The organism is Roseateles sp. (assembly GCF_019237615.1).
In the GTDB taxonomy this organism is placed as follows: Bacteria; Pseudomonadota; Gammaproteobacteria; order Burkholderiales; family Burkholderiaceae_C; genus Pelomonas.
In genome coordinates this window covers 38,489-54,346 of sequence record NZ_JAFAGT010000096.1, presented here as the reverse complement: position 1 = coordinate 54,346, position 15,858 = coordinate 38,489, and the positions used below count along the sequence as shown (strand labels likewise).

At 69.2% G+C, this 15,858-nt stretch carries 15 protein-coding genes; 9 read left to right on the top strand and 6 right to left on the bottom strand.

Annotated elements, in window-relative coordinates:
* Positions 1 to 43: 43 nt before the first annotated feature.
* The 3 genes from JOY88_RS20560 to JOY88_RS20550 are packed head-to-tail and all read right to left on the bottom strand — an operon-like array spanning position 44 to position 2,193.
* On the bottom strand, positions 44 to 1,048 hold the full coding sequence (locus JOY88_RS20560; RefSeq protein ID WP_293504515.1) for a FecR family protein: 1,005 nt from the start codon (positions 1,046 to 1,048) through the stop codon (positions 44 to 46).
* 44 nt (positions 1,049 to 1,092) lie between these two features.
* Positions 1,093 to 1,590 carry an RNA polymerase sigma factor gene (locus JOY88_RS20555; protein WP_293504514.1) on the bottom strand — a complete coding sequence of 166 codons (498 nt, stop codon included), beginning with the start codon at positions 1,588 to 1,590 and terminating at the stop codon, positions 1,093 to 1,095.
* 6 nt (positions 1,591 to 1,596) lie between these two features.
* Positions 1,597 to 2,193, bottom strand: coding sequence for a hypothetical protein (locus JOY88_RS20550; protein ID WP_293504513.1), 597 nt, complete (start codon positions 2,191 to 2,193; stop codon positions 1,597 to 1,599).
* A 109-nt stretch (positions 2,194 to 2,302) separates the two neighbouring features.
* On the opposite strand from JOY88_RS20550, the gene JOY88_RS20545 reads away from it, so the two are divergent.
* The 3 genes from JOY88_RS20545 (at position 2,303) to JOY88_RS20535 (ending at position 5,490) form a co-directional block, all read left to right on the top strand.
* On the top strand, positions 2,303 to 2,557 hold the full coding sequence (locus JOY88_RS20545; RefSeq protein ID WP_293504512.1) for a helix-turn-helix domain-containing protein: 255 nt from the start codon (positions 2,303 to 2,305) through the stop codon (positions 2,555 to 2,557).
* A 441-nt stretch (positions 2,558 to 2,998) separates the two neighbouring features.
* Positions 2,999 to 3,313 (top strand): helix-turn-helix domain-containing protein, encoded by a 315-nt coding sequence (locus JOY88_RS20540; protein ID WP_293504511.1) that lies wholly within the window; start codon positions 2,999 to 3,001, stop codon positions 3,311 to 3,313.
* 260 nt (positions 3,314 to 3,573) lie between these two features.
* Positions 3,574 to 5,490, top strand: a complete 1,917-nt coding sequence (locus JOY88_RS20535) for a B12-binding domain-containing radical SAM protein (protein ID WP_293504510.1) — start codon at positions 3,574 to 3,576, stop codon at positions 5,488 to 5,490.
* A gap of 6 nt (positions 5,491 to 5,496) precedes the next feature.
* On the opposite strand, the gene JOY88_RS20530 is transcribed toward JOY88_RS20535, so the two are convergent.
* Complete coding sequence (locus tag JOY88_RS20530) at positions 5,497 to 6,822, bottom strand: sensor histidine kinase (RefSeq protein ID WP_293504509.1); 1,326 nt, start codon at positions 6,820 to 6,822, stop codon at positions 5,497 to 5,499.
* Between the two features lie 53 nt (positions 6,823 to 6,875).
* Positions 6,876 to 7,544, bottom strand: coding sequence for a response regulator (locus tag JOY88_RS20525; protein ID WP_293504508.1), 669 nt, complete (start codon positions 7,542 to 7,544; stop codon positions 6,876 to 6,878).
* A 119-nt stretch (positions 7,545 to 7,663) separates the two neighbouring features.
* On the opposite strand from JOY88_RS20525, the gene JOY88_RS20520 reads away from it, so the two are divergent.
* From JOY88_RS20520 to JOY88_RS20495, 6 genes are all read left to right on the top strand, one after another.
* A complete protein-coding gene (locus JOY88_RS20520) occupies positions 7,664 to 8,506 on the top strand; it encodes an alpha/beta hydrolase (RefSeq protein ID WP_293504507.1) in 843 nt (280 codons plus the stop codon).
* On the top strand, positions 8,487 to 8,753 hold the full coding sequence (locus JOY88_RS20515) for an acyl carrier protein (RefSeq protein ID WP_293504506.1): 267 nt from the start codon (positions 8,487 to 8,489) through the stop codon (positions 8,751 to 8,753). The genes JOY88_RS20520 and JOY88_RS20515 overlap by 20 nt, the downstream gene beginning before the upstream one ends.
* Positions 8,753 to 9,976 carry a beta-ketoacyl-[acyl-carrier-protein] synthase family protein gene (locus JOY88_RS20510; protein WP_293504505.1) on the top strand — a complete coding sequence of 408 codons (1,224 nt, stop codon included), beginning with the start codon at positions 8,753 to 8,755 and terminating at the stop codon, positions 9,974 to 9,976. Before JOY88_RS20515 ends, JOY88_RS20510 begins: the two co-directional genes overlap by 1 nt.
* A 125-nt stretch (positions 9,977 to 10,101) precedes the next feature.
* Positions 10,102 to 10,998 carry a hypothetical protein gene (locus JOY88_RS20505; protein WP_293504504.1) on the top strand — a complete coding sequence of 299 codons (897 nt, stop codon included), beginning with the start codon at positions 10,102 to 10,104 and terminating at the stop codon, positions 10,996 to 10,998.
* An 83-nt stretch (positions 10,999 to 11,081) separates the two neighbouring features.
* Positions 11,082 to 11,954 carry a Tll0287-like domain-containing protein gene (locus JOY88_RS20500; protein ID WP_293504503.1) on the top strand — a complete coding sequence of 291 codons (873 nt, stop codon included), beginning with the start codon at positions 11,082 to 11,084 and terminating at the stop codon, positions 11,952 to 11,954.
* Positions 11,947 to 13,350 (top strand): serine/threonine-protein kinase, encoded by a 1,404-nt coding sequence (locus JOY88_RS20495; RefSeq protein WP_293504502.1) that lies wholly within the window; start codon positions 11,947 to 11,949, stop codon positions 13,348 to 13,350. Before JOY88_RS20500 ends, JOY88_RS20495 begins: the two co-directional genes overlap by 8 nt.
* A 62-nt stretch (positions 13,351 to 13,412) precedes the next feature.
* Here JOY88_RS20495 and JOY88_RS20490 read toward each other — a convergent pair whose 3' ends face one another.
* Positions 13,413 to 15,803 carry a CehA/McbA family metallohydrolase gene (locus JOY88_RS20490; protein ID WP_293504501.1) on the bottom strand — a complete coding sequence of 797 codons (2,391 nt, stop codon included), beginning with the start codon at positions 15,801 to 15,803 and terminating at the stop codon, positions 13,413 to 13,415.
* Positions 15,804 to 15,858: the final 55 nt, after the last annotated feature.

Below are 15,858 nucleotides of genomic sequence, written 5' to 3'. Positions count from 1 at the left end.
GCGCATCGGTTTGCTGGCGGTAGCAACTTCCACTGGCGATAGGTCAGGGCGGCTTCGAAAGCCGTATCTCGTCACCGCGCCGGCTGACGGCCAAGCCATAGAGCTTGGCAACGGCGTCGGCGAAGCCGATGCTGTCGCCCGTCCGATAGACGCCGCTGATCCGAAGCTCACCGAGCCCTTGGCCAGCCAGGACGATCTGCACCCTGCTGTATCGATTGAGATCGGCGACGGCGTTGCCGAGTTCGGTGGCGTCGAAGACGGCTTCCCCGCGTTGCCAGGCCACAAGCTGGTCGACACGCGGACGATCAAGACGCATACGCACGGGAGCCTCTGGCCGCGAGTCCTGGACCTGCAGCCGAAGGCGTTCGCCGGGCGCCATCACGACGGACTCGCCTGGCGCCGTCGCGTCGCCGCCAGACGATCGCTGCACGACAACCTGACCTTCGATCAGCGTCACGCCGAATGCATCGACACCTGGTTGCGCCTTCGGCACGGCCCGGACGACGAAGGCAGTTCCAGTGGCAGTGACGCTGGCGTCGGCAGTTCGCACGACAAAAGGCCGCTTGGTGTCCTTGGCGACCTCGAACAGTGCTTCGCCACGGCGGACCTCCACGGAGCGCCTTGCCGGTGTCAGGTCGACACTGACCTGAGTCGACGTATTGAGCGTCATCCGCGTGCCGTCCGCCAGGATGACCAGGCGCTGTTCGCCTATCCCCGTGTCGTAGCGGCCGTCGTTGCGCCACAGGGGGAGGGCGGCTGCGGCAGCGCAGCCCATCGCCGCGCCAACGAGCATGCGCCGCGAAACTGGCTTCGAGTTCTGTTTCTCGTTCACCGAGGGCCGCGCTTGCGCTGCCGCGTAGGTGCTCAGCTTCAGTCCCGCGACGTCCTGCCAGGTGTCGCTGCAGCGCTCGAATGCCAGGCGGTGCTCGGCCGACAGCGCTTGCCAGGCCAGGCATTCCAGCTCCATCGCACGCGTGCGGTCTGGACCGTGCAGCCTGGCGATCCATACTGCCGCCTCCGCTGCGACTTTCCGCGTCACTTCCGGCATTCGCGCCACCTCCTCAGACCCGGAGGCTCGCTCTGGATGCACCCCTACCAACCCTCCATCCACGTCGTCAGCCGCAGCGTTGCCTTGGCGACGAGCTGGCAGACCGTCGAGATGGTCACCCCATGAGCCTCTGCGATCTCAGCATAGGTCATGCCGTCGAGCCGGTGGGCGAGGAAGATGGCTCGGGTCCTTGGGTTCAGACGGTTCAGGCCCAGGCTCAATCGGGCCATGCGCTCTTTGGCCAGCACCACGGCCTCGACCGAAGGCGCGGTATCCACGATCACCACGTTCTCGACCAGCACCTCTTCGCCGCGGGTCACCTTCATGCGATAGGCATCGATGCCGAGGTTCATCGCCGCTTGCATGACGAAAGCTTCCGGCTGGTCGACCTGACGCTGCCGGTCGTTCTCGTAACGGGCGAGCCGCAGCCACGCCTCCTGCACCAGGTCCTCGGCTTCATGTTCGGTTCGGCCACGCCTTCTCAGCGCGCCGCATACGCGAGCCATCGTCTCCTGCCAGTTCCTCAAGAGCCGCGCATCCATGGCGGTTCAGGCCGCGGCCGCCGAAAGGAACTCGGACGTGGCTTGAGCGCCGTAAGGCGTGCGGCCGCCGCGGCGCCTCCAGCCGTCGAACAGCTCCAGCTGCACGCGCTGCAGGCTCGTTGCGACGACCTCGGTGCCCTCGGCGGCGTCGGCGACCGGGCCATGGCGTTTGATCAGTGCCGCCAGGCGCTTGTTCGCGGCCTGGGAGGCCTGGCCCGTCCACCGGATGACGCGTCGCGTCCGACCACCGAACACGCCGCAGGCCTCCAGCTCGGACAGGGTTCGACGACAGACCAACGGACGGACGCCCGCCATGTGGGCGGTCAATGCGCCCTCCGCAGCGACGGCCCGCAGGCGCTCAATGCCACGCTCCTGGAGGTCCGATGCGATGCGCTGCGGAGTTCCCGTGCCTTCATCGCGCCAAGCGCCGAGCAACTCGAATTCGCCTTCTGCGTGAAACCCGATGGCCCAGTGCCATCGGTCCGAGCCGGAAGCCGCGGCGCCCACCGTGGGGACGTCCAGTGCGCCGAAATGAGCAACAAGGTACCGGATGCAGAGCGGCGCTGCGAGCCATGTTGCACTGTCCCAAATGCGGTGAGCCATCGAACACTCCCCGTTGCGTGACCACAGGCATGGAAGGCGCGCGGTCGACAGGTTGATATGTGAAGCAAACTCCGTAGATGCAAATCCATCACATCGTCAGGCTAACGGCATGCCCGCAGTGACCAAGCCGCCAGATGAGTTGCCGTCCGCAGACGACGTGCGTGGCGTGCTTGCGTACAACGTGCGGCTGCTTCGCGTTCAGAAGGGCTGGTCTCAAGAAGAGCTGGCCATGGAGTGCGAGCTGGATCGCACGTACGTCTCGGCTGTCGAGCGCTCGCGCTGGAACGTCTCGCTCGGAAACATCCAGCGGTTGGCCATGGCGTTGGATACCCAGCCCTGGTGTCTGCTCAAACCGCCGAACTGACTGCTGAACGCCTGCATTGGGGCGTCTGCATCGACAGCTCGCTCTCCGCAGCGACGGCCCATATGCGCTTAAGACCGCGCTCTTGGAGGTCCGACGCGATGCGCTGCGGAGTTCCCGTGCCTTCATCGCGCCATGCGCCGAGCATCTCGATTTCGCCTTCTGCGTGAAACCCGATGGCCCAGTGCCATTTGTCCACGCCGGAAGCCGGGGGCCCACCATGGGGATGCTCAGCGCACCGGGATGAGCAACAAGGTAGCGGATGCAGAGCGATGAGGCGAGCCAAGCTGCAGTGTCACGGATGCGGTAGGTCATAGGTCGCTCCTGAGTGGGCTTCCTGGCTGCGCTCCGCGCCGACCTTCTCCAGGCTGGCCAGCTTGACGCACCAAGACTACGAAAGTCGTAGTAGATGAATTCTACAAAAGCTACGACTCTCGTAGCAATATGACGGAGGCTTCGAACGACATCTCAGACGTCTGGCGAAAGCGCTTGAAAGAGGCGCGTCTGGCCCTGGGAATGAGCCAGAAGCAGCTCGGAATTGAAGCTGGGCTCGATGAGTTCGTGGCGTCGACGCGGATCAACCGCTACGAGCTCGGTGTTCACGCGCCGGACTATCAGATGGCAGTCCGCCTCGCCCGTGTTCTGCAAGTACCGGTGGCCTTCCTCTATTGCGACAGCGATGAGCTGGCGTCAATGATTCTGGCGTTCCATCGCGCGCCGAAGTCCTTGCGACGCAGCGTGTTGCAGACCTTGAGTTAAATCGTCTGGAGCTCGAGGGCTTGGCTGGCCAAGGCTCTTTCGGCGGCGCCACCCCTCTTGCGGAGGGCCAGCTGGTTTACCCGTCAAGAGACGAGGCGAGCCCAGAATCGAGTAGGGGGCCATCATTGGCGACGCCCCTTACCTCGCCAGCATCGAGCGGTTTGGCCTGCGGACTTCTGACTCACGACGGTAGCAGCCCTGCCCTGACTGGAGGCAGGCCGGCGAACCCGTGCTCGCCGGCTCCGCCGACAATCGCGGCAATGCAGTCCCCAGCCCCGCATCCCCGCGTGCTCTCCGTCATCCCCCCGATGACGCAGCTGAACACGCCCTACCCGTCCACCGCCTACCTGACCGGCTTCCTGCGTTCCCGCGGCATTGACGCGCATCAGGTGGACCTGGCGCTGACGCTGGTGCTGGAGCTGTTCTCGCCTGCCGGCCTGGCGCAGATCCACGAAGCCGTCCAGACCCTGCCCGAGGCCCAGCGCACGTCGCAGACCGCCTGGTTCAACGCGGAATTCGCAGCGATAGCCGCCGCGGCGCCGCGTGTCATCGCCTTCCTGCAGGGTCGCGACCCGACGCTGGCACATCGCATCAACACCCGCAGCTTCCTGCCCGAAGGCGCGCGCTTCGCGTCGCTGGATCACTACATCGGCGAGGAGGGTGAGGACCCGCTCGCCTGGGCCTTTGGCGCGCTGGGCCTGCAGGACCGTGCCCGCCACCTCGCCACGCTGTTCCTCAACGACCTCGCCGACGTGCTGCGCGACGCGGTGGACGCACGCTTCGAGTTCGTCCGCTATGCCGAATCCCTGGCCGCGGCCCAGGCCTATTTCGACCCACTGGCCAAGGCACTCGCCGCACCGCCCAACCTCGTCGACGCGACGCTGCAGCGCCTCACGCTGGACGCGCTGGCGCAGCACAACCCCGACGTCGTGCTGCTGTCCGTGCCCTTCCCCGGCTCGGTCTATGCGGCACTGCGCATCGCGCAGGCGATCAAGGCCGCGCGGCCGGACATCGTCTGCGTGCTGGGCGGCGGCTATGTGAACACCGAGCTGCGCGAGCTGGCCGAGCCGCGGCTGTTCGACTTCGTCGACTACGTGACGCTGGACGCCGGCGAGCGGCCGCTGCTGGCGCTGCTGGAACACATCGCCGGCAAGCGCTCCAGGACCCGCCTGGTGCGCACCTTCTGGCGCGACGGCACCGACGTGAAGTACACCAACTTCGTCGAGCCCGACGTGCCCTTTGACGAGGTCGGCACGCCGACCTGGGAGGGCCTGCCGCTGGACCGCTACCTGTCGCTGCTGGACATGCTCAACCCCATGAACCGGCTGTGGAGCGACGGGCGCTGGAACAAGCTGACCGTGGCCCATGGCTGCTACTGGAAGAAGTGCAGCTTCTGCGACGTCAGCCTGGACTACATCTCGCGCTACGAGGCGGCTTCCGCCGAGGTGCTGGTGGACCGGATCGAGGCCATCATCAAGGAGACCGGCCAGACGGGCTTCCACTTCGTCGACGAGGCCGCGCCGCCCAAGGCGCTGAAGGCGCTGGCCGAGGAACTGATCCGCCGCGGCGTGGCCATCAGCTGGTGGGGCAACATCCGCTTTGAGAAGACCTTCACGCCCGAGCTGTGCCAGCTGCTGGCCGACAGCGGCTGCATCGCGATCTCGGGCGGGCTGGAGGTGGCGTCGGACCGGCTGCTGCAGCTGATGAAGAAGGGCGTCAGCGTCGAGCAGGTGGCGCGCGTGACCAAGGCCTTCGCCGATGCCGGCGTGCTGGTGCATGCCTACCTGATGTACGGCTTCCCGACGCAGACGACGCAGGACACCGTCGACGCGCTGGAGTACGTGCGCCAGCTGTTCGAGCAGGGCTGCATCCACAGCGGCTTCTTCCACCGCTTCGCCTGCACGGTGCATTCGCCGGTGGGCCAGAACCCGGCGGACTACGGCGTCACGCTGCAGCCGCTGCCGGCCGACGGCCGCTTCGCGAAGAACGACATCGCCTTCATCGACCCCACGCCCACCGACCACGACGGCCTGGGCCAGGGGCTCAAGAAGGGTCTCTACAACTTCATGCACGGCATAGGCATCGAGCAGGACATCCGCGCCTGGTTCCCGGTGCGCGTGCCCAAGACCACGGTGCCGCGCCGCTTCGTCGAGCGCGCGCTGGTCACGCACGCCTGAGGCCGTTCAGGAGCGCAGCGGCGGCAGGCTGATCCGCGCCCTCAGGCCCTGGCCGACGTTGGCGTCCAGAAGCTCCAGCAGGCCGCCGTGGCGGATGGCGATGTCCGCCGCGATGGCCAGGCCCAAGCCGCTGCCGGAGCCGCTGGCGCTGCTGCCGCGCCTGAAGCGCTGCATGGCCGCCGGGCGTTCCGCAGCCGGAATGCCGGGGCCGTTGTCCTCCACCTCCAGCCACGGGCCCTCCAGCCCGCTGCCGCAGCGCACCGTGATGCGAGCGCCGGGGCCGGCATAGCTGACGGCGTTGTGGATGAGGTTTTCCAGCGCCTCGCGCAGCAGGAAGGCGTGGCCCAGGGCCGGCGCCTCCTCCAGCTCGAAGCCCAGGTCCACGTCGCTGGGCAGCGTGCGGTGGGCCCAGTCCTGGCCGCTCTCGGTCGCGACGTCGCGCAGGTCCAGCGCATGCCCGACGTTGACGGTGCGGTCCTCGGCCCGCGCCAGCGACAGCAGCTGCTGGGCCAGGCGCGCGCTGCGCATGACGCGCTGGCGCAGTCGCTCCAGCATCGGGTCCACGCGCTGGTCGTGCGGCTCCAGCATGGCCAGCTCGATCTCGGTCTGCAGCGAGGTCAGCGGCGTGCGCAGCTGGTGGGCCGCGTCGGCGAGGAACTCGCGCTGCGCGCCGGCGGCGCGGGCCAGGCGCTCGAACAGGCGGTTGAAGGCGGCCTGCAGCGGCACGAGCTCGCGCGGCAGCGGTGCCTCCAGCGGCGTGAGGCGGTGCAGGTCTCGATGCTCCAGCTCGGCGCTCAGGCCGGTCAGCGGCCGCAGGCCCTGGCGAATCGCCCACCAGCTGGCCAGGGCCAGCAGCACCACCAGGCCCACGCCGGTGAGCGCGACGAGGCTGGTGATCTCCTGCTGCAGCGCATCGCGCTTGTGCAGGGTCTCGGCCACCAGCACCTGGCAGGCACCGATGCCGCAGTCGCGCCCCAGCTGCACCAGGCGCAGCTCGCGGTCGCGCAGCCTGACGTCGCCGTAGTAGGCCCTTCCGGCCTCCTGCGTGGGAGTCAGCGGCTGCACCTCGGCCAGGCCGGCATCGCCCTGTATGACCTCGCCGCTGGGCGCCAGCACGAGATAGAAGACGTCGTCCTGGCGGTCGAAGCGCAGCGCGCGGTCCATGGTGGCGCTGATGTCGATGCGCGGCTCGCCGCTGCGCAGGTCGATCTGGCCGGCCAGCGTCAGCGCCGTGTCTTCCAGCCCTTCATCCAGCCAGGTCTGCGCGGTGTGCTGCACCTGTTCGTACAGCGCCATGCCCAGCAGCGGCAACGCCACCAGCAAGGGCAGCATCAGCCAACCGAAGAGCCGCCGCTGCAGGCTGGAACGCGAGCCCGCGGCCAATTTCAGGCAATTTCCTCGAGCAGATAGCCCAGGCCGCGCACGGTGCGCAGCTGCACGCCACCCGGCTCGATCTTGGCGCGCAGGCGCGAGAGGCAGACCTCGATGGCGTTGTCGCTGACGCCCTGGTCCCAGGCATTGCTGGCCAGCGCGATGTGCTCCTTGGGCACGACCTTGCCAGCCCGCGCCATCAGGAAGCCCAGCACGTCCCACTCGCGCGCGGACAGGGCCAGCGGCTCGTCCTCGATGTAGGCGCGGCGCGCCTCCTGGTCGATGCGCAGGCGGGCCAGCTGCAGCTGGTTGCTGGTGCGCGCCTGGCTACGGCGCACCAGCGCGCGGGCACGGGCGACGAGTTCGGTCAGCGCGAAGGGCTTGACGAGGTAGTCGTCCGCACCGCCCTCCAGGCCGCGCACGCGGTCCTCGACGGCGTCGCGGGCGGTCAGGATCAGCACCGGCACGGTGATGCCCTCGCTGCGCACACGGCGCAGCGTCTCGAAGCCGTCGATGCCGGCCAGGCCGATATCGAGGATGAGGATGTCATAGGCATCCTCCCGCAGCGAACGCGGCACGGGCTCGCCACGGGCGGTGCAGTCCACGACCCAACCCTGGGATCGCAGCGCGCGGGCGGTGGTTTCGACGAGATGTTCGTCGTCTTCGACGAGCAAGATGCGCATGGTGATCTAAGTATGGCCCCAGAGCGCCCGGCGTGCTGACGCCGGGCTGTCACGTCAGGAAAGCTCGCGGCAAGGCAGGTGTCAAGACCGTGACGGCGGCGCTTCGGACACTGCCGGCCATGAATTCTTCCATCGAACGCCGGCCCGCGGTGCTGCTGTTTCATGGCCTGTGCGCCAATCCCCTGGAACTGGCCCCGGTGGCCAAGACGCTGCGCGAGGTCGGCTACGCCGTCGAGGTGCCCGCCATGGCCGGGTACGGCGTCAGCAACGCCACCGGCGAGCAATTGCCGGTGCCGCCCTTCGAGCATTGGCTGGCGGAGGCCGAGGCACAGTTCGACAGGTTGGCGGCCGAGCATGGCCGCGTCGCCGTCGGCGGCCTGTGCATGGGCGCCGTGCTGGCCCTGGCCCTGGCTGCGCGCCGGCCGGCCGCGGCCCTGGTGCTGATCTCGACGACGCTGCATTTCGACGGCTGGAACGTCTCGCCCTGGCGGCGCCTGCTGCCGCTGGCCTACCTGCCCGGCCTGCGCCGCCGCATGAGCTTCAAGGAAACGGCACCCTTCGGCCTGAAGAACGAGCGCCTGCGCGCCTGGGTCGAGCAGGCGATGGCCTCGAACCATGTCTCGGCCGTCGGCGCCGCGCGGCTGTCCGCCGCGTCGCTGTACGAGGCCTCGCGGCTGATCCGCCATGTCCGCGGCCGGCTCACCAGGCTGGTCGCGCCGGCCGTCGTGCTACACGCCAGCGAGGACGACGTGGCCGGCCCGCGCAGCGTGCGCGAGCTGCAGAGCCGCCTCGGCGCCAAGCCCGAGGTGCACTGGTTCCACGACAGCTATCACATGCTGACCCTGGACAATGAGCGCACCGCCGTCGCCCGCACGGTGCGCGACTTCCTGCTGAACCAGCATCCGCTGGCTCTTCTCGCCCCCATCACTTCCGGAACCTGCCATGTCGCACAGCACGCTTGAAGAACTCTGCATCCTCGCCCAGCGCGAACTCGGCGCCGAGGCGCTGGACGGCAAGGTCGAGACACCCTTCGCCGAACTGGGCCTGGACTCGCTCGGCCTGGTGGACTTCATGTTCACCGTCGAGGACCATTTCCACGTCAGCATCGAACACGACCGCGCGCTGCAGAACCCCACGCTGACCGGCCTGGCAGCCCTCGTCGACGAACTGCTCGCCGCCAAGGCCCAGCCGCTCGCCACGGCCGCCTGATGACCCAGGTCTGGATCACGGGCCTGGGCTCCATCAGCGCGCTTGGCGCCGGCGCCGACGTGCTGGCCGATGCGCTGCTGGCCGGCCGCTCCGGCGTCACGGCCCAGCCCGGCAGCGAGGAGCATGCCCTCAGGCCCTTCGCCGCCGCCGCCGTCACGACGCCGCTGGCGCCCGGCCTGCCGCCGGCCCAGCGCAATCTCTACGACCGCCACAGCCTGCTGGCGCTTGAGGCCGCCGCCGAGGCCTGGGCCCAGGCCGGACTGCCGGCGACGGCACCCGAGCCGGACCGCGCCGCGGTGGCCTGGGGCACGGGCCTGGGTGGCTCGGTCTCCATGGAGGCCTCCTACCAGCAGGTGTTCACGGGCCGTCCGCCGCGCGTGCATCCCTATACCGTGGTGCGCGTGATGGCCAACTCGGCCGCCTCCCACCTCGCCATGCGCCACCAGCTGCGCGCAGCCCAGCTCGCCGTGTCCAACGCCTGCGCGTCCTCGGCCCAGGCCATAGGCGAGGCGCTGTGGCTGCTGCGCAATGGCCGCGCCGACGTGGCCCTGGTCGGCGGCTCCGAGGCCATGCTGCATGTCGGCAGCGCTTTGAGCTGGCAGGCCATGGGCGTCATGGCGCCGCTGGACGCCGAGGCGCCCGGGCAGAGCTGCCGCCCCTTCGACGACGCGCGCAAGGGCCTGGTGCTCGGCGAGGGCGCCGCGGCCCTCGTCCTCGAGACCGAGGCCCATGCCCGCGCGCGCGGCGCCACGCCGCTGGCCGTGCTGGCCGGCTACGGGCACAGCGTCGACGCGGTGCACCTGTCGCGACCCGACGCGGCCGGCCAGGTGCGCGCGATGGGCGCCGCGCTGCGCGACGCCGGCCTGCAGCCGGCCGACATCGGCTACATCAACGCCCATGGCACGGCCACCGAGGTAGGCGATGCCGTCGAGGCGGAGTCCATCACGGCCGTCTTCGGGCGGCGCGCCGTGCCGGTGTCGGCCACCAAGGCCTTGCACGGCCACCTGATCGGCGCCGGCGGCGCGCTGGAGCTCGTGGCCACCGTGCAGGCGCTGCGCCGCGAGCTGCTGCCGCCCAGCGCCCATGTGCGCACCAGTGCGCTGACCGAGCAGGCCGACATCATCACCGGCGAGGCACGCGCCACGTCGCTGCGCGCGGCGATGTCCAACTCCTTCGCCTTCGGCGGCAGCAACGCCACGCTGATCGTCCGCGCCCCGGACTGAGCTCCTCGCGCCGCAGCGGCGCGACGTCCGGCGTGGCATGGCGCCGCGCCGGACGTCGCGCACTTGCCGGTGCCACATAATTCTTCGGCATCGGTGAGTCTGGTCCTCGCTGCAAAGGTCCGATCTTGAAGAAACTGGCCTGTCCCCTGGTCGCGGCAATCGTCGGCATCGGCGCCTGGGCGCAGCCCCCGGCGAAGCCACCCACCGTCGCCCTGCTCGCGGCCGTCGGTGATCAGGTGGACATCGTCCGCCAGCGGGAGCGGACCGGCAGCCACCTCGAACCCTTCAGCCGCAAGAGCCTCTCGGTCAACAGCCAGGCCCTGAACATGGCGGTCCTGAAAGGGCTGGATCAGGCCTTCGAAGAGGAGGAGCCTCGGGCAAAGCGCGTGCTGCTGGCCTGGACGACGCCGGCCGAGGTCCGGCAGCAGCTGGCCGGCGCCTACGGCAAGGAGCGCGAGTCCATCATGCTGGCAGCGCTCAGGGAGCATCTGAGATCGCTGCCGGCCCGCGCCGAATGGGACCGCATCGAAGCCATCCTGCCCAGCTATTTCTTCGAGAGCGTCGGGGGCCTGGGCCGCAAGCTGTCGGGCGCGGGCTTCTATGTGCAGCCCCTTGCCAAGGGGGAAGTCTCCCTGCAGTGGGACGAAGACACCGACGCCATCGACGGCGTGGCGCCCGACACCGACCCGGCGAACGGCTCGGACTACAGGACGGTCGACCCCAACACGGGCGAAGTCGGCCGCTCCTACACCTACATCGCGGCCTATATGTACTTCCAGCGCGTCACGCTGGATGCACGCACGCTGGAAGTGCTGGCGCGCAAACGACAGCTCGACAACGTGAAGTACGCCGACCCGAGAAGCGCGGCCATCGACGTGGGCGACCAGATCCCGCTGCGGGTGATGACGGGCAGGCTGCTGGACCTTGCCGAACGCTCGGCCTACACCTCGGTGCGCGGCAAGTCGCATGTGACCGTCACGCAGCCCAGGGCGGTGCAGCCCGCCGCCAGCGCGCCGCGCTGAAGGCGATCCCGTGCATGCCGGGCAGGGCAGCGCGCCGCCGCCCGCCGGCGCACTACCATTGCCGACCTCCGCCAGAGGCCGCCATGAAACTGCTCGCCAAATTCAATCTCGTCTACCTGGTCGTGATGGGCCTGGGCATCGCCCTGAGCGGCTACATCGCGCGCAACCTGCTGCAGCACAACGCCCAGCAGGAGGTCGTCGAGAGCGCGCGCATGCTGATGGAGAAGGCGCTGGCCGTGCGCAACTACACCAACACGCAGATCAAGCCGCTGCTGGCGGCGCAGATGGCCACCGAGTTCCTGCCGCAGACGGTGCCCAGCTATTCGGCCACCGAGGTGCTGGGCACGCTGCTGGCCAACCACCCCGAGTTCGCCTACAAGGAAGCGGCGCTGAACCCCACCAACCCGCGCGACCGCGCGACGAGCTGGGAGGTGGATATCGTCGGCCAGTTCCGCTCCTCCGCCGACCTGAAGGAGACCGTCGGCACCCGCGACACGCCAGCCGGCCCGTCGCTCTTCATCGCGCGCCCGCTGCGCATCACCGACCCCGCGTGCCTTGCCTGCCACAGCAGCGTGGAGGCCGCGCCGGCCACCATGGTGGCCAAGTACGGGCCCGCCAACGGCTTCGGCTGGAACCTCAACGAAGTCATCGGCGCGCAGGTCGTGTCCGTGCCGCTGGGCGTGCCGCTGCAGCGCGCCGACCAGACCTTCAAGGTCTTCATCACGTCGCTGGTGGGCGTGTTCGTCGCCGTGGGCATCGTGCTGAACCTGATGATCTGGCTGCTGGTCGTGCGCCCCGTCACGCGCCTGTCGGCGCTGGCCGACCGCGTCAGCCAGGGCGACCTGGACGCGCCCGAGTTCAAGGCCTCCGGCCGTGACGAGATCGCCACGCTGTCGGACTCGTTCTCGCGCATGCGCGCCAGCGTGGTCCAGGCCATGAAGCTGCTCGATGCCTGATCCGGCCCGGCACCCACGGCAGCTCGGCAAGTACCGCGTCACCGAGGTGCTCGGTGAAGGCGCGATGGGCATCGTCTACAAGGGCTTCGACCCCGACATCCAGCGCACCGTCGCGCTCAAGACCATACGCGCCGGCCTGGACGACGACGGCAGCCCCGGTGCTCCGGCCTCGCGCTTTCGCAACGAGGCCCAGGCCGCCGGCAGGCTGGGCCACCCGGGCATCGTCGCCGTCTACGACTTCGGCCACGACCAGCAGGTCGCCTACATCGCGATGGAGTTCGTCGAGGGGCGCTCGCTGGCCAGCTATCTGAGCGCCAAGGTCCGCTTCACCGACACCGACATCCCCGGCATCATGAGCCAGCTGCTCGACGCCCTCGGCCATGCGCACGACAAGGGCGTCTGGCACCGCGACGTCAAGCCGGCCAACATCATCATGACGATGTCCGGGCGGCTCAAGGTGGCCGACTTCGGCATTGCCCGCATCGAGTCGCAGAGCCTCACGCAGACGCAGTACATGGTGGGCACGCCCAGCCACATGGCGCCCGAGCAGTTCCTCGGCAAGCCCATGGACCGGCGCGTCGACATCTACGGCGCCGGCGTCGTGCTCTACCAACTGCTCACCGGCCGCGCGCCGTTCGCCGGCACGACCGAGGCGCTGATGTACAAGATCGTCAACGAGATGCCCGAGCCGCCGTCGAGCGTCGAGGGCGGCGGGCGCCCCGGCTGGTTCGACGCCGTCGTCGGCCGCGCGCTGGCCAAGCGCCCGGAGGACCGCTTCGCGAGCGCGGAGGACTTCAAGCAGGCGCTGATCGCCGGCGTAGGCCAGCGCATCGACGACAGCAGCTGGGAGCGGACCGTCATGATGGCCCCGCCGCGCCCGGCGCGGCCGCCGCTGTCGCCGCCCACCATGGCTCCGCCATCCACCGGCCCGGCCGGCGCCTCCGGCACCACGGCGCCGCTCACGCATTGGGACCGGGCCCAGCTCACCCAGGCCGAGCAGTCGCTGGCCCGCCATGTGGGCCCGCTGGCCGGCGTCCTCGTGCGCCGCGCCGCGCGGGAATGCCGGGACCTCGGCGAGCTCTACAGCCGGCTCGCCGAGCAGGTCACGGACCCGCGCGCCCGCGACGCCTTCCTCGGCCAGGCCAGCCTCGTCACCAGCGGCGCCAAGGCAAGCATGGCCGGCGCAGCGCCGGCGGGCGGGCCGCTGAGCGATGCCGTCATGGAGCTGGCCCAGGCCCTGCTGGCTCAGCAGGTCGGGCCCATCGCCAAGGTGCTTGTCAGGCGCGCCGCGGCCGGCACGGACAGCCGGGCCCTGTTCTTCGAGCGCCTGGCGGAAGCCGTCGGCGATGCGGCGGCGCGTGCCAGGCTGCTGGCGGAGCTGGGCAAGCTGCCCTGAGCGCGCAGCCATGAAAAAGGGGCCCGAAGGCCCCTGTCAGTCGGTCACGAGGTGCCGGCCGCTCACGGGTAGCTGATCGTCAGCGTGTAGCCCGCCGTCGTGCTGAAGCCGCTGTAGCTCTGCACCTTGATGTAGACCGTCCGGGCCGTGGCGCCGTTCGCGTACGTCAGCGACTCCGACGCGGTGCTGCCCTCGGACGATGCGAGGCCGGCGCCGGTGGACGTGACCAGGTACAGGTCGTAGTCAACGCCGCTGGGGCCGGTCATGTCGACGCGGATCTTCTTGTTGGCCGGCAGGTCGACCTTGAAGTAGTCCTTGTCGGTGGCGCTGCTGATGAAGCCGGTGACCGTCGTCGCGGTGCCGATGGCGTTGGCGGTGGCGATGGTGTTGTTGGGCTCCACCTCGCTGAAGGACGCGCCGGCGTTCAGGATCTCGAAGCTGACCGGCGTGGACGAGGCGGTGTTGCCGGCGGCGTCGAAGGCCTTGGCGACCAGGCTGTGCGTGCCGTTGGGCAGCGACCGCGAATCCAGCGTCATGCTGTAGGGCGGCGCGGTGAGCGTGCCCTTGAGCGCGCCGTCGACCCAGAACTCGACCTTGGTCACGCCGACGTTGTCGCTGGCCGTGGCCGACAGCGTGATGGTGCCGCTGTTGCCGGTCTGGCTGGCGCTGACGGTGGGCGGCGTGGTGTCGCCGCTGTCGTTCACGCCCTGGTTCACCCAGATCGGCGCCGACCACAGGATCTTGCCGTCGTTCTGCGTCAGTTTGGCGTAGTAGACATGCGGGCCGTCGGTGGGCGTGTGGCTGTAGGTGGCGCTGTTGGACAGCACCGTCATGGTGCCGTTGCGGCCCGGGACGCCTTGCCAGATCTCCACCAGCGACACGGTCTTGCCGGTCGTGTTGGCGAAGCCCACGTTCAGGTTCAGCGCGCCGGTGTTGTTGATGCGCGAGCCCATGATGGCGCCGTTGGCGCTGAACACGACCTGCGAGTTCTTGTCATGCGAGGCGAACACGCGGCGGGCGCGCAGCGCCTCGATGAAGCTGTCCCTGGTCAGCGGCGTGCCGTTGGGGACCAGGATGGCCGTGCGGTTGGTGTACGAGGCACCCCAGTTCGCGCAGTGGTTGTCCTGGTTGGTGGCGGGCGCCACGTGGAAGCCGCGCTCCAGGATCTTCTTGAACGACGCCTCGTAGCCGGCGCCCGGCTGCTGGGATTCGTCGTCCTTGTTGGAGAAGGCGCTGGTGTTGGACACCTCGGCCAGCACCATCACCTCGTCGCCGTCGGCGGTGTAGCCGAAGTCGATGCCGTTGATGATGAACTGGCCCGAAATGTCGGGATGGTTGAACTGGCCGACCTGGCCGGCCGCGCGCATCACCGTGTACAGCGTCGCGTAGTCGTTCTTGGCGATGAATCGATGGCCGTACAGCTGGTTGCTGGGGTCGTACTCCCAGGAGTACAGCTCGTCGCTGTTGAAGATGTTCAGGTGGCCACCGCCGCTGATGACGCCCCATTCCATGCCGTACATGGCCAGGAAGCCGGGGTTGGCGGCCGTGTAGTTGGTGGCGATGGTCAGGCCTGCGGTGTAGCGGTTCTTGGCCATCGCGGCCGGGATGGTGCCCAGGCCCGAGCTACCGTCGAAGTAGTGGTTGTGGTCGGTGTTGGCGAAGAAGTCCAGGCCCTTGCTCTTGGCATAGGGAAAGGCGGTGTCCGGACCGAACTTGCCGCTCTGCGCCGCCTGCGAGGAGTTGCAAGTGGCGAGGTCGCCGCCGCCGTCGGAGTCGTTGGTCTGGCCGTGCAGCGAACCGTAGTACACCGTGTAGGGCCAGCTCGCGATGGCCGAGGCGGCCATCGCCTTGGCGCGCGGCTCGTCGCCCTGGCCGAGCTGGCTGCCCATGGCCATGGCGCGGTAGGCCGGCATCTTGGCGACGGGTGCGACGCCGAGCACGAACTTGAAGGACTCGGTGTGCGGCGCATGGCCGTGGTCGTCCGCGTCCATCAGCGACTGCACGCGCGCGTCGTCGCTGTCGCCCTTGGCGACCACGTCGGCGGCGGCGGCGAACGCCGTCAGCCGGGCCTCATAGACGCCGTCGGCCAGCGCCGACTTCTCGTCGCGGCCGGCCCAGTCGAAGTTCAGCGTCACCGGCTTGCCGGCGTAGCGCGCGATGCCGCTGTAGGCCTGCACGACGCGGCCATCGGCGGCCACCAGTTCCAGCCGGTAGGCGAACTGCTCGCCCTCCGGTGCGCCCAGGTAGTTCATCGCCACGCTGAAGCGGCGCGCGCCGCTGGGTGCGGCGCTGATGAACGGCACCTGCAGTTCGACCTCGAACTCGTGGTGGTCCGGGTGCTTGGCACTGGCGTCCATCGACGCGGCCCGGGACATGCTGTCCGAGGCGGTGGACGCCACCGTGGCGGTGGGCTCGTTGGCACCGCCGCAGGCGGCCAGCAGCAGGGGCAACATACACGCCACAAGGGGGCGCAGGCAGAGGGATTGAGCGTTCACGACGTCCTCAACG

Coding starts and splice junctions, on each gene's coding strand:
- JOY88_RS20520 (WP_293504507.1), top strand. CDS start 7,664: ATGAATTCTTCCATCGAACGCCGGCCCGCGGTGCTGCTGTTTCATGGC.
- JOY88_RS20560 (WP_293504515.1), bottom strand. CDS start 1,048: ATGCCGGAAGTGACGCGGAAAGTCGCAGCGGAGGCGGCAGTATGGATC.
- JOY88_RS20500 (WP_293504503.1), top strand. CDS start 11,082: ATGAAACTGCTCGCCAAATTCAATCTCGTCTACCTGGTCGTGATGGGC.
- JOY88_RS20530 (WP_293504509.1), bottom strand. CDS start 6,822: ATGCTGCCCTTGCTGGTGGCGTTGCCGCTGCTGGGCATGGCGCTGTAC.
- JOY88_RS20555 (WP_293504514.1), bottom strand. CDS start 1,590: ATGGATGCGCGGCTCTTGAGGAACTGGCAGGAGACGATGGCTCGCGTA.
- JOY88_RS20535 (WP_293504510.1), top strand. CDS start 3,574: ATGCAGTCCCCAGCCCCGCATCCCCGCGTGCTCTCCGTCATCCCCCCG.
- JOY88_RS20495 (WP_293504502.1), top strand. CDS start 11,947: ATGCCTGATCCGGCCCGGCACCCACGGCAGCTCGGCAAGTACCGCGTC.
- JOY88_RS20490 (WP_293504501.1), bottom strand. CDS start 15,803: ATGTTGCCCCTGCTGCTGGCCGCCTGCGGCGGTGCCAACGAGCCCACC.
- JOY88_RS20540 (WP_293504511.1), top strand. CDS start 2,999: ATGACGGAGGCTTCGAACGACATCTCAGACGTCTGGCGAAAGCGCTTG.
- JOY88_RS20550 (WP_293504513.1), bottom strand. CDS start 2,193: ATGGCTCACCGCATTTGGGACAGTGCAACATGGCTCGCAGCGCCGCTC.
- JOY88_RS20510 (WP_293504505.1), top strand. CDS start 8,753: ATGACCCAGGTCTGGATCACGGGCCTGGGCTCCATCAGCGCGCTTGGC.
- JOY88_RS20545 (WP_293504512.1), top strand. CDS start 2,303: ATGCCCGCAGTGACCAAGCCGCCAGATGAGTTGCCGTCCGCAGACGAC.
- JOY88_RS20515 (WP_293504506.1), top strand. CDS start 8,487: ATGTCGCACAGCACGCTTGAAGAACTCTGCATCCTCGCCCAGCGCGAA.
- JOY88_RS20525 (WP_293504508.1), bottom strand. CDS start 7,544: ATGCGCATCTTGCTCGTCGAAGACGACGAACATCTCGTCGAAACCACC.